Raw genomic sequence first — 11811 nt, forward strand, 5'->3', positions numbered from 1 at the left:
TTCTTAACTCACACCCATCATGCGGTGAAGCACTTCCTGATATGCCTCTGCCACATTGTCCATGTCTCTTCTGAACCGGTCGATATCCAGCGGTTCATGCGTTCCGGCGTCCCAGAACCGGGCAGTGTCCGGAGTAATCTCATCTGCGACAATGATCCGTCCGTGATAGCGCCCAAACTCCAGTTTAAAGTCGATCAGTTCGATGCTGATATCCTTCAGGTACGCTGTCAGGATTTCATTGATCTTCAGGCTGACGCGGGTAATCTCTTCCATTTCCTCCGGTGTGGCCAGCTTCATCGCATAGATATGGGAGTTGTTCACCAACGGATCCGCTTCCATCCCGGTGTTCCGCAGTTCAAACTCCACCACAGGCGGCTCCAGCTTCGTTCCCACAGGAATCCCGGTACGTTCAGCCAGCTGTCCGGCAGAACGGTTGCGGATTTTCACAGAAAGAGGAATCATATCGCACCGCTTCACCAGGCAGTGCCTTGCGTCAATATGTTCCAGATAATGGCTTTCGATTCCGTGTTCTTCCAGCAGATGAAAAAGGTGCTCGCACACCGAATTGTTCACTTCGCCCTTGCCGAGGATCCGTCCCCTCTTCAGGCCGTGAAACGCCATGGCCTCGTCTTTGAAATAGACGATCGCTTTATCAGGGTCGTCCGTCGCGTAGACTTTCTTGCCTTTCCCTTCACGCAGAATCATCCCGATTTCCGGCATTGCGTGTCCCTCCGTAATCAAGAATACACGAAAATATTCTATCATTCTCCTATTTTTTTCTCAAGACAGCTAATCTGTATGTTTTCCTCCCAGATTGTACAAAAATCGTACTTTCCGCATTCACGTATCCGGAAACGTTCGTCTTTTTGCTATTTCTTTCAAACAATGATAATATATATATGCTTTCTGTTGCCTTGAACTTTCATAATTATACTCGCTCCTGCAGGTATTCTGTCTGGTTGATATAATTGTGAAACCGGAATTTAATTCAGAAACGAAGTGATTATATGGATCATTACAGCAAAGCCCGCCGGGAAGGTCTCCGCGTTTACCAGAACGCTATCCAATCCAACACCGACCCTTACCTTCCTGTTCTGGAGGAGCGGGTTCCTGCCCTTTCCTCTCTCAGCCGTCTGTCCCTCGGTATTATGACCATTCCCCTTGACCGGGTCATCGGCTCCGTTTCCCGTGGCCGCAGCTATGCCTTTGCAAATGGGTTCATGCCTATTCTCGAAGGCGGCAGCGAGTTCGCCAGCAAATGGGAGCATCTCTGTGAAAGTGTGGAAGCCAAAGGTGTCAACCAGCCCATCACAGTATTGGAATATATGGGATACTACTATGTCATCGAAGGCAATAAACGAGCCTCTGTCATGAAGTATCTCGATGCCCGGGATATCGAGGCAGACGTTACCCGCGTGTATCCGTCCATGAGTGATGATCCGGAAATTGTTTCCTATTATGAATACTGCGATTTCTGCAAGGAAACCGGCCTTTATGCCATCTTCTTCTCCCGTCCCGGTTCCTATCAGAAGCTTCTTTCCCTGCCGGGTGTCCGTGCAGGAGAAAAATGGACCGACGACGAGATCCTCTCCCTGCGCAAGCTCTATCATTATTTTGCCGAAAACTATCTTACCCAGACCCGCGGCAAGGAAGTTCTGCCCTGTGGAGATGCTTTCCTGCTTTATCTGACTACTTTCGGCTATGAGGACGTCAGGGATGACGATCTGGGAAAAACCGGGGAGCGCGTCCGTCTCATGTCCCGGGAATTTGAATCCCGGGACGGCCGTGTGAACCTGGTCATGGAGCAGGTTCAGCCTCCCGTTCCTTTAATTTCAGCGCTGTTCCATCCTTCAAAAATCAAAGCAGCCTTCCTCTTCAACCGTTCCATCCAGGATTCCGCCTGGAACTACTGGCACAACCTGGGGCGTCTGGAAGCCGAGGAAAAGCTGGGGGACCGGCTGGAGACCACAACGCGCATCGTGCCTTCCCGGACAGAATTTGCCGAGGAAGTTGACCGGCTGATTGCCGACGGCTATACCGCTATTTTTGCAACTTCCCCTGTTATGCTCAACAGTGCTGTGGAACCGGCACTGAAGCACCCCGAAGTCCGGTTCCTCTGTTGTTCCCTGCTGTCCAACTACACGAATATCCGCACCTATTATATCCGGTTCTATGAAGCAAAGTTCCTGCTGGGCCTGGCCGCGGGCATCCTCTCCGAAAACGGAAAAATCGGATATATTGCCGACTTCCCGATTTACGGCGTCCCGGCTGCGGCCAATGCATTCGCCCTGGGTGCCCGAATGGTCAACCCGCAGGCAAAGATCTATCTGAACTGGTTCTCTGCCTCCTGGTTTGATCAGGAAATGCCTTTTGAAGATCCCGAAATCCGCGTAATCTGCAACCGGGACATCACCGCGCCGAACCGCGATGCCCGTGATTATGGCCTGTATGTCCGCGACGGCGGAGAAATTCTCCACATGGCTACGCTGGTCCCTCATTGGGGACTCTTCTATCGGATGATGACGGAACGTATCCTGAACGGTACTTTCAACCAGGCGGAAAGCAAGGAAAACGTAACCAATTACTGGTGGGGCCTCGGTTCCAATATCCTGGACGTTGCTTTCTCATCCCGCTTCGATCCATACGCTGCCCGGGTGATTCATCATTTCCGTGAGCAGATCCGTGAAGGTTCCTTCACACCGTTTGAAGGAGAATTGCGTGACCAGAGCGGCACTTTGCGCTGCGATGCAGACCGGCGTCTCACCCCTGCTGAAATTCTTTGTATGGATTACCTGGCTGATAACATTATCGGCACGCTGCCTGATGCAGAAGAACTCATTGAATCCGCTCGTCCTCTGGTACGCCTTCAGGGATTCAACGGAGAACTGAAGCCCGAGCTTTCAGCTTTCAGCTGGAACAGAAAGTGAGCGAATGATATGCGGATTCTGGCTATAGCAGACGAACCTTCTCCCCGGCTCTGGGGTGATCTTTGCCGGGAAGCACTGCGCAATGTGGATATCATCCTCTCCGCAGGAGATCTTCCCGCCAAATATCTGTCTTTCCTGACCTGCTTCACCAACGCGCCCATCATTTATGTACCCGGCAATCATGATGACCGTTATGAAAAAGAGCCGCCGGAAGGCTGCCTGTGTGCGGACGGAACGGTTGTCCAGATCAAGGGCGTCCGGATATTCGGTCTGGGCGGATCCATCCGCTACCGTCCGGACGCAAAGAATATGTATACCGAGAAAGAAATGGCTTCCCGCATTGCTTCATACCGGCGAATGCTGAAAGCCACCGGCGGATTTGATATCCTGCTGACCCATTCCCCGATCCGGGGCTTTGGAGACCAGGAGGACCTTGCGCATCGGGGATTCGAATGCTTTGGTCCCCTGCTGGACACCTGGCATCCCGCTGTCATGGTTCACGGTCATGTACACCAGGCTTATACCGGTTCCCACTTTATTCGTGAGCGTGACTGGAACGGCATTCCTGTCATCAACGCCAGCATGGCCTATGAATTTGATCTTCCCGAAACGCCGAACCGGAAAGACCCCAACTGGAAGGGGCTCCGCCTGATGAAAAAAGCCAGCACCTTCTGACAGATATAAAAAAACAAGGGCTTCCGTCTCAGCGGAAGCCCTTGTTTTTTACTCAGTCCATTCTTTGGTTGTCGGAACGTCCTGTTCCTCGTCATCCAGCATATAGGCCTTGTGCCTTTCATCAATTACCGGATTCTCCGGCATAATCAGCCTTCCTTCCGGAAGCAGCAGTTCCATCTGCTTTCCGGCCAGGATTGTTCTGGCATAATCCAGAACATCCGTCAGCCTGTGATCCATTGCCACACCGTACAGCGGCCAGTTGGCGCCGCAGTGATTGTCGGAGCCGGCTGACATAATCAGTCCATATTCCTGTCCGTAAAGCCAGGCCCGTGCATCATCCAGGGGATCGTTTCCTGCATTGGCCACCTCAATACCGTCGCAGTATTTCAGTCCCAGCCGGATCCGGTCCATATAGCTCCGCATCCGGAACGGATGTGCCTGGATCACGCAGCCGCCGGCCTTATGAACCTCTTCCAGCTGCTGGTGCCGGTTCCAGTGTTCCATCTCCGGGTGGGCTTTCATATATTCCTTGGTCAGCCCGTAAATCAGGTACTCATCAAAGTGAATGTTCTGTTCAAGTCCGAAGAAAACGTCCAGGCCGATTTTGTCTCCCTCTTCCTTCGCGTCTTCGTATCCCTTCCAGAACAGATCCACCCGTTCTTCCCAGGGAAGGTTCCGGTCAACAGCAGTGTTCCCGCCGAAGAAATGATCTGTAATGATAATGCCTGTAAAGCCGGCCTCCTTATACGCCCTGGCCTGTTCTTTACCGGTTGCCCTGCCGCAGGCGCTCCCCTGGCAGGTATGCATATGGGTTTCATATAAAAATGGCATGGTTATGCTCCTTCCGGATTTGCATCCATGCCATTATATTCACTTATACCGTTTTTGTCACCGCTTTTTGTTATCTTTCAGTGACTTTTTGTCTGTGTAATCAGTTTCAGTTCGCTCTTTCCAGCAACGTAAGCAGGTATACGAATTCTTCCTTATAGACGTCTCCGCTCACGTCCTGGCATCCTCTCGCCAGCTCCAGCGCCTGTGCCCATGTGGCCTGTCCTTTCCATTCGCTTTCCCTGAGCAGCATTCCGGCTTCAGCCACCGCGGCCGCGAACCGCATATTTTCACTCAGTTCAGCCTTGACCGCTTCATCGTTCACAGGATACTCATACAGTTTGCTCACAGTGCCTTCCGGTTCCTTTGCCCGGATGCTTACCGTCAACCAGTCTCCGCCGGCAGCAGCCTGAGTTTCCTGGTACCGGCTTCCAACTTCACCGAAATTGAAATCAGAGTCTGCCGGAACAATCTCATACAGTGCCGTCATCCGGTGGCCGCTGCCGATCTCGCCGCCGTCCTTCTCGTCGTTGGCAAAGTCTTCAGCCGCCATCAAACGGTCTTCATAACCGATCAGGCGATATCCCTTCACCATTGCCGGGTTGAAATCCACCTGGATTTTCACGTCCTTGGCTACAGTTATAAACGTGCCGCCGCCTTCCTCCACAAGCGCTTTCCGTGCTTCGTAAATGGTATCGATATACCGGCAGTTGCCGTCGCCGTAGTCTGCCAGGGCTTCCATCTTGTTATCCTTGTAGTTGCCCATGCCGAATCCAAGGCAGGTCAGGCTGATACCGTTCTTCTTCTTTTCAGTTACCAGTTGAGCCAGGTCTCCTTCGCTGGTCACACCCACGTTCAGGTCGCCGTCCGTAGCCAGCAGGATACGGTTTACGCCGTCTTCAACATAATACTTTTCCGCGATCTCATATGCCCGCAGGATACCCGCACTTCCGTTGGTTCCGCCGTGGGCTTCCAGCTCGCTGATTGCTTCCATGATCCGGGTCTTATCCGCTGCGGGTGTGCCTTCCAGTACCACCCGGTCCCGGTTGGCGTAAGTCACAATGGAGATGGTATCTTCCGGGTCCAGCTCATCAAGCAGCAGCAGGAACGCCCGCTTCACAAGATCCAGCCGGTCGCTGCCGTTCATGCTGCCGGAGGTGTCGATCAGGAAAACCAGGTTATGTCCGGGACGTTCATCCTTACGAACTTCCGCGGCCTGCAGACCGATCAGCAGCAGCTTCGTTTTTTCGTTCCAGGGGCAGGGTGCGATTTCAGTTGTCACGCCGAAGGGCTCGCCGTCCCTGGGCTGCGTATAGTCGTAATGGAAGTAATTCAGCATCTCTTCAATCCGGATACTGTTTGCCGGAATCCGCTCCCCGCTCAGCACCTTCCGGCGAAACAGGGCGTATGAAGAGGTATCCACGTCCGCCGCAAAAGTAGACAGCGGAGAAGTCAGCACGCTGAGGAAGCGGTTGCTCTCAAAGGTGGTGTATTCCTCCGTGTTCCAGTCGATCCGGCCTTTGGAAGCCGCGGTCATCGGCATGCTTGTGGACATATTTGCGAAGGATTCCGCATAGGATACGCCTGCCGCAGCCTCTGTTGCTTCATACATGATTTCGTCGTATGACCAGTTCCTTGCTTCTGATTTTTTAGTCGTCGTGGTTTCCAGCATCTCCATCGTAACGCTGTCCGCCATGCCGGTTACCAGCAGTCTCTGGACCTGCTGGAATTCACGCAGGGCCCGCTCCGTATCTTCATCAAAAACGCCATTGGGTTCTTTGTCCAGGTATTCCAGTTCCTTCAGCCTCGTCTGAATCCAGGTGACCTTCTCCCCCGTGTCCCCCTTGAACCAGATTTTGTTTTCCTCGCCCATGGCACCTGCTGCAATGGCCAGCACCATCAGCACCGCCAGGATGATCGCTGTAATCCGCTTCATATGTATTCAATCTCCTTTCTCATTACCGGTTTTTCCGGTCTCACTCTGTAGGACGTAGCCAACTAAAAAAAGTTCCCGAATTTCTTCAGAAACTTTTTCATGCTGTCACAATCAATTGATTGGCTGGCCAAACCATTAATTCTGAATTCTGAATTCTGAATTCTGAATTTGAGGATCCGCCTCATCAGCATATTCTTCAAACTTAAATGCGATTGTTTCTTTGCTGTGGCTGTCACTGGACAGGATCAGCTTTCCGCCGTGCGCCCGGATATAGTCCCGGATCTCCCTGGCAGGATAAGGTGACGTACGGTATCCCCGTGAAATCGCACCCGTATTGATCTCAAAAGGTTTTCCGGTTTTCAGCAGGGCATCCGCCGCTTTCTGCCATGCCTTCACATAGCGGGGATGATGCACGTCAAAAGCAGGCTCCTGTTCTATGAACTTGCTGATCAGGTCAAAGTGGCCGATAATATCGCACTTTGTCACTTCCACGACCTTTGCTTCCGTTTCAAAAAACGCTTCCGCAAAAGCGTACCAGTCGCCCCCGAAATACTTTTCCACGCCTTCCCGCTGTTTGTCCGCGGTCCAGTCAATGGACACGTGGTGCCCGTCCGGCATCGTCAGCAGATGGACCGATCCGATCACATAATCATATTCCGCAAAGTCATCTGAAATGAAATCCCGCTCCAGGCCGCACAGCACCCGGATCTGACCGGCATACTTCTCCTTCAGCCGGGCGATCTCTGCCCGGTATTCGGCGCTGGTTTCAAGCGTCATGCCGCAGGGATCCAGATGACTGTGATCAGAGATTCCAACGGTATCCAGTCCCATCCGGATCGCTTCCTGAACCATCTCCTCCGGAGTGTTCTTTCCGTCAGAAAAGACAGTATGCATGTGCAGATCTTTCATCAGACCATTTTCTCCTGCTTCACCTTGTGGTCAATCACATGGCGGGATGCCAGTTCCTTATGGATATCATCCAGGGAAATACCCGCTTCAATCATCAGAACCATCACATGATAGGTCAGGTCCGCGATTTCATAAATTGTGTTCTTCTTATCCTTATCCTTGGCAGCGATGATCACCTCCGTGGTCTCCTCGCCCACCTTCTTCAGGATCTTGTCCAGTCCTTTCTCGAACAGGTAGGTGGTATAGGAACCTTCCTTCTTCTCCGTCTTCCGGCCGGCGATCAGTTCCATGAGGCCCTCGTAGGTAAACTCATGCAGTTCGTCGCTCTCCCAGATCACGTCATTGAAACAGGTTTCGTTGCCCGTGTGGCAGGCCGGACCGTCCTTTTCCACCTTCACCAGCAGCGTATCCCGGTCGCAGTCCGCCGTAATGGACACGATATGCTGATAGTTTCCGCTGGTTTCTCCCTTCAGCCACAGTTCCTGGCGGCTCCGGCTCCAGAAGCAGGTCAGGCCTTTCTCCATGGAAATCTTCAGGCTTTCCCTGTTCATATAGGCCATCATCAGCACTTTCCCGTTCTCCGCGTCCACCACAATGGCCGGTATCAGGCCCTTCTCGTCAAATTTCAGTTCGTCGATGTTCAGCATGATTAATCCTCCAATTCATAATTCATAATGCCAGTTACTGATTCTCTATGAAAGATGATTGCAGTTCCTTGTTTTGTATAACCATATGATTTGGTTTTTCACAATCCATAATTGTGAATTATGAATTATGAATTGTGAATTCTCTTATATCCTTGCCGGAATCCCATTCCTCTGCATTTCACGCTTCAGGTCATTGATCGCCACTTCACCGAAGTGGAAGATCGAAGCCGCCAGCCCCGCATCCACTCCGGGCAGCGCCTTGAACAGCGTGATGAAATCCTCAATACACCCTGCGCCGCCGGACGCAATCACCGGCACCTTCACCACGTCGCAGACCTTCTCCAGCAGTTCCAGGTCGAACCCCTGCTTCACACCGTCTGTGTCCATGGAGTTGACCACGACCTCTCCGGCACCTTCTCCGACGCACCGGCGGACCCATTCAATCGCTTCCATGCCGGTATTCTCCCGGCCGCCTTTGGCAAAAATCCTGAAAACGCCGTCCACGCGCTTCACGTCCACGCTCAGCACCACGCACTGGTCGCCGTAAAGCTTTGCCGCCTTGCCTACCAGCGAAGGGTCCCGAATCGCGCCGGAATTAACCGACACCTTGTCCGCACCGCACTTCAGCACCCGGTCAAAGTCATCCGTGGTATTGATGCCGCCGCCCACTGTCAGGGGGATAAACACCGTACGTGCCGTTTCCGTCAGGATATCCGTAAACAGTGCCCGGCCTTCAGCGGAAGCCGTTATGTCATAAAACACAAGTTCATCCGCGCCGTTTTCACTGTAATACTTCGCCAGTTCCACCGGGGATGCCACATCCCCAAGCTTCTGGAAGTTGACACCCTTGACCACCCGTCCGTCCTTCACGTCCAGGCAGGGAATGATTCGCTTTGTAATCACCGTGCCACCTCTATTGCTTTCTTCAGATCAATGTCCCCGGTATAGTACGCCTTACCAATGATGGCGCCGTACAGGTTCATCTTCCGCAGGCTCTCTACATCTTCCAGGGTGGATACCCCGCCGGAAGCCGTAATCTGCAGTCCCAGGCTTTCTGACAGCTGCCGGTACATTTCCCGGTTCGTACCCCGCATAGCGCCGTCCCGGGAAATATCCGTGCAGATCAGGGTCTTAACCCCGATGCTTTCCATCTGCCGGCAGAACGCCATAAACTCCAGGGCGGATTTTTCCATCCATCCCTTGATAGCCACATATCCGTCCCGGACATCCACGCCCACAGCAATCTTCTCTCCGTAAGTGTCCACTGCTTCCCGCAGGAAAGCGGGATCCTCCACCGCTGCCGTTCCCAGGATCACCCTGTCCAGCCCGGCTGACAGATAGGTTTTCACGGTTTCCATGCTGCGGATGCCGCCGCCGATCTCACAGAACAGCCCGGCCACCTCTTTAATCTTCAGCACCGTCTCCAGGTTCGGCGTCGTTCCGCTTTTTGCGCCCTCCAGGTCTACAAGATGCGCATGAGTTGCACCCTTTGCGGCAAAATCCCGGCCGATTTCTTCCGGGTGCTCACTGTAAACAGTCATCTGGGCATAATCACCCTTGTACAGGCGCACTGCCTTGCCTTCATATAAATCAATAGCAGGAAACAGGATCATGTTATGCGTTTCCTCCTATCTCACAGAAGGCTTTCAGAATCCGAAGACCCACTTCCCCGCTTTTTTCCGGGTGGAACTGACAGCCGAATACATTGCCGCAGCCCACACACGCCGTCAGGTCTGCGCCGTATTCCGTCACAGCCAGCAGGCTCTCCTCGCAGTTCACCGCGCTGTAGGAATGGACGAAATATACATACTCGCCTTTCCGGGTGTATTTCAGCAAGGGAGAATCCTTCACGATCCTCAGGGCATTCCAGCCCATCTGGGGGATTTTCAGCCCTTCCGGAATCCGTTCCGCAATAGGACGAATCTCGCCTTTCAGAAGACCGAGCCCTTCATGCTCGCCGTATTCATAGCTGCGTTCAAACAGCATCTGCATACCAAGGCACACACCCATCAGCGGCTTCCCCTTGGCGGTTTCTTCTTTCACCGCCTTGTCCATACCGGAGGCACGCAGCTTTTCCGCCGCATCCTGGAAAGCGCCGACCCCGGGCAGAATCAGCCGGTCTGCCCTGCGGATCTCCTCAATATCGCTGGTCACCACAGCATCCTGTCCGATGGCCGCAAACGAAGACCGCAGGGAGAACAGATTCCCGACGCCGTAGTCGATGATCGCAATCATCACAGAACTCCTTTCGTTGAAGGAATTTCATCCGCACAGGCCGGATCAATAGCCACTGCAGTCCGTAGGCTGCGGGCTACGCTCTTGAATGCTCCTTCAATAATGTGGTGGCTGTTGCCGCCGGCAAGCTGCCTGATATGCAGCGTGGCACAGGCATTGTGGGCCAGCGCCCGGAAAAATTCCTCCGTCAGTTCCGTATCAAAAGCACCGACCTTCTCAGCAGGGATCTGCAGGTCATACACCAGCAGGCCGCGTCCGGAAAGATCCACAGCGCTGAGGATCAGGCTCTCATCCATGGGCAGGATTGTGCTGCCATAGCGGACAATACCCTTTTTATCTCCCAGGGCCTGCTCAAAAGCCTTGCCCAGGGCAATACCGATATCTTCCACAGAGTGATGATCATCCACATAGGTGTCTCCCTTGCAGGAAACCTCCAGATCGAAACGTCCGTGCCGGGCAAACAGCGTCAGCATGTGATCCAGGAAGCCCACACCGGTATCGATGACGTTCTTGCCTGTTCCATCCAGATCCAGCCTGATCCGGATATCTGTTTCGCCGGTCTTGCGGCTTACTTCAGCCTGTCTCATGCTTTTTCCTCCAATATCTGTTTGATGGCTGCTGTCAGTTTCTCCATCTGTTCGGGTGTACCGACGGTAATCCGGTTATAATCCTTGATCCTTTCCTTGCTGAAGTGACGGATCAGGATCCCCTTCTTTTTCAGTTCAAGATACAGATCCTCGCCGGATATATCCGGATGTCGTGCAAAGAGGAAATTGGTCTGCGAGGTCGTCATTTCAAAACCCAGTTCCCGAAGTGCTCTTTCGCTCCGGCTGCGGGTTTCCATAATAATCTCGCAGTTCTTCATATTATATTCATCCAGTTTCAGGCTGGCCACGCCGGCCGCGGATGTCAGGGAGTTGACGTTATAGGGGTTGATGGAATACTTGATTGCGTTCAGGTCACGGATCAGTTCCGGATTGCCGATGCCCATTCCCAGCCGTGCGCCGGCCATGGAACGGGACTTGGAAAAGGTCTGTGTAACAAGCAGGTTGTCATATTCCTTAATCAGCGGAACGCAGCTCTCCGCCCCGAAATCCACATACGCTTCATCCACAACCACCACATTATAGAGATTCTGCTTCAGGATCTCCTCGATTTCGCTTCGCCGCAGGGCAATGGCTGTCGGTGCGTTTGGATTGGCAATGAAGATGGTGCCCGCTTTCTGGAAATAATCACTGATGTCAATCGTCAGGTCTTCCTTCAGCGGAATCTCTTCATAGGGGACCTGGTTGATATCCGCGAAAACCGGATAAAATCCATACGTGATATCCGCGAAGTAGGCCGGCGTATGTTTGTCACAAAAAGCCATGAAGGCAAAATTGAGGATCTCGTCTGAGCCGTTGGTCATCAGCAGCTCATCCGGAGATACATTCAGCCTTTCCGCCAGGGTTTTCCTCAACTCCACACATTCCGTATCAGAGTAGAGATACAGCTTGTCACTGGCCTTCCTGACCGCCTCGGCCACTTCCGGCAGCGGCGGATAGGGATTCTCATTCGTATTCAGCTTGATATATTTCTGCTCTCTCGGCTGCTCACCGGGAGTATACGGTTCCAGATCTTTATACTTATCTGAAAAGAACCGGCTCATTTTCTC

At 52.9% G+C, this 11811-nt stretch carries 12 protein-coding genes; 2 read left to right on the forward strand and 10 right to left on the reverse strand.

Going from position 1 to position 11811, the window contains the following annotated elements; genetic code table 11:
* Nucleotides 1-3 precede the first annotated feature (3 nt).
* The gene (locus JYE49_RS06665; protein WP_093958268.1) at nt 4-720 is read right to left on the reverse strand and encodes a phosphoribosylaminoimidazolesuccinocarboxamide synthase; all 717 of its coding nucleotides are present in this window, start codon (nt 718-720) and stop codon (nt 4-6) included.
* Between the two features lie 287 nt (nt 721-1007).
* Here JYE49_RS06665 and JYE49_RS06670 point away from each other — a divergent pair, with 287 nt between their 5' ends.
* Both JYE49_RS06670 and JYE49_RS06675 read left to right on the forward strand, forming a co-directional pair.
* On the forward strand, nt 1008-2927 hold the full coding sequence (locus JYE49_RS06670) for a BMP family ABC transporter substrate-binding protein (RefSeq protein WP_093958269.1): 1920 nt from the start codon (nt 1008-1010) through the stop codon (nt 2925-2927).
* Between the two features lie 9 nt (nt 2928-2936).
* Nucleotides 2937-3602, forward strand: coding sequence for a metallophosphoesterase family protein (locus JYE49_RS06675; RefSeq protein WP_093958270.1), 666 nt, complete (start codon nt 2937-2939; stop codon nt 3600-3602).
* A 48-nt stretch (nt 3603-3650) separates the two neighbouring features.
* Here the strand turns inward: JYE49_RS06675 and JYE49_RS06680 are convergent, their stop codons facing one another.
* The 9 genes from JYE49_RS06680 to hisC form a co-directional block, all read right to left on the reverse strand.
* The gene (locus tag JYE49_RS06680) at nt 3651-4433 is read right to left on the reverse strand and encodes a PHP domain-containing protein (RefSeq protein ID WP_179217430.1); all 783 of its coding nucleotides are present in this window, start codon (nt 4431-4433) and stop codon (nt 3651-3653) included.
* Between the two features lie 106 nt (nt 4434-4539).
* Nucleotides 4540-6366 (reverse strand): YfbK domain-containing protein, encoded by a 1827-nt coding sequence (locus tag JYE49_RS06685; RefSeq protein ID WP_179217431.1) that lies wholly within the window; start codon nt 6364-6366, stop codon nt 4540-4542.
* Between the two features lie 135 nt (nt 6367-6501).
* Nucleotides 6502-7275, reverse strand: a complete 774-nt coding sequence (locus JYE49_RS06690) for a histidinol-phosphatase (protein ID WP_093958271.1) — start codon at nt 7273-7275, stop codon at nt 6502-6504.
* Nucleotides 7275-7922 (reverse strand): bifunctional phosphoribosyl-AMP cyclohydrolase/phosphoribosyl-ATP diphosphatase HisIE, encoded by a 648-nt coding sequence (gene hisIE / locus JYE49_RS06695; RefSeq protein WP_093958272.1) that lies wholly within the window; start codon nt 7920-7922, stop codon nt 7275-7277. Before hisIE ends, JYE49_RS06690 begins: the two co-directional genes overlap by 1 nt.
* 144 nt (nt 7923-8066) lie before the next feature.
* Nucleotides 8067-8825 (reverse strand): imidazole glycerol phosphate synthase subunit HisF, encoded by a 759-nt coding sequence (gene hisF, locus JYE49_RS06700; protein ID WP_093958273.1) that lies wholly within the window; start codon nt 8823-8825, stop codon nt 8067-8069.
* The gene (hisA, locus tag JYE49_RS06705) at nt 8822-9535 is read right to left on the reverse strand and encodes a 1-(5-phosphoribosyl)-5-[(5-phosphoribosylamino)methylideneamino]imidazole-4-carboxamide isomerase (protein WP_093958274.1); all 714 of its coding nucleotides are present in this window, start codon (nt 9533-9535) and stop codon (nt 8822-8824) included. The genes hisF and hisA overlap by 4 nt, the downstream gene beginning before the upstream one ends.
* A 1-nt stretch (nt 9536) precedes the next feature.
* A complete protein-coding gene (gene hisH, locus JYE49_RS06710; RefSeq protein ID WP_093958275.1) occupies nt 9537-10157 on the reverse strand; it encodes an imidazole glycerol phosphate synthase subunit HisH in 621 nt (206 codons plus the stop codon).
* Complete coding sequence (hisB, locus tag JYE49_RS06715; RefSeq protein ID WP_093958276.1) at nt 10157-10744, reverse strand: imidazoleglycerol-phosphate dehydratase HisB; 588 nt, start codon at nt 10742-10744, stop codon at nt 10157-10159. The genes hisH and hisB overlap by 1 nt, the downstream gene beginning before the upstream one ends.
* Complete coding sequence (hisC, locus tag JYE49_RS06720) at nt 10741-11805, reverse strand: histidinol-phosphate transaminase (protein WP_093958277.1); 1065 nt, start codon at nt 11803-11805, stop codon at nt 10741-10743. The genes hisB and hisC overlap by 4 nt, the downstream gene beginning before the upstream one ends.
* Nucleotides 11806-11811 lie beyond the last annotated feature (6 nt).

The organism is Aristaeella hokkaidonensis (assembly GCF_018128945.1).
GTDB classification, from domain to species: Bacteria; Bacillota; Clostridia; order Christensenellales; family Aristaeellaceae; genus Aristaeella; species Aristaeella hokkaidonensis.

Excerpts from the sequence above, each read along its gene's own strand:
- JYE49_RS06665 (WP_093958268.1), bottom strand. The coding sequence starts at position 720 with ATGCCGGAAATCGGGATGATTCTGCGTGAAGGGAAAGGCAAGAAAGTC.
- JYE49_RS06670 (WP_093958269.1), top strand. The coding sequence starts at position 1,008 with ATGGATCATTACAGCAAAGCCCGCCGGGAAGGTCTCCGCGTTTACCAG.
- JYE49_RS06675 (WP_093958270.1), top strand. The coding sequence starts at position 2,937 with ATGCGGATTCTGGCTATAGCAGACGAACCTTCTCCCCGGCTCTGGGGT.
- JYE49_RS06680 (WP_179217430.1), bottom strand. The coding sequence starts at position 4,433 with ATGCCATTTTTATATGAAACCCATATGCATACCTGCCAGGGGAGCGCC.
- JYE49_RS06685 (WP_179217431.1), bottom strand. The coding sequence starts at position 6,366 with ATGAAGCGGATTACAGCGATCATCCTGGCGGTGCTGATGGTGCTGGCC.
- JYE49_RS06690 (WP_093958271.1), bottom strand. The coding sequence starts at position 7,275 with ATGAAAGATCTGCACATGCATACTGTCTTTTCTGACGGAAAGAACACT.
- hisIE (WP_093958272.1), bottom strand. The coding sequence starts at position 7,922 with ATGCTGAACATCGACGAACTGAAATTTGACGAGAAGGGCCTGATACCG.
- hisA (WP_093958274.1), bottom strand. The coding sequence starts at position 9,535 with ATGATCCTGTTTCCTGCTATTGATTTATATGAAGGCAAGGCAGTGCGC.
- hisH (WP_093958275.1), bottom strand. The coding sequence starts at position 10,157 with ATGATTGCGATCATCGACTACGGCGTCGGGAATCTGTTCTCCCTGCGG.
- hisB (WP_093958276.1), bottom strand. The coding sequence starts at position 10,744 with ATGAGACAGGCTGAAGTAAGCCGCAAGACCGGCGAAACAGATATCCGG.
- hisC (WP_093958277.1), bottom strand. The coding sequence starts at position 11,805 with ATGAGCCGGTTCTTTTCAGATAAGTATAAAGATCTGGAACCGTATACT.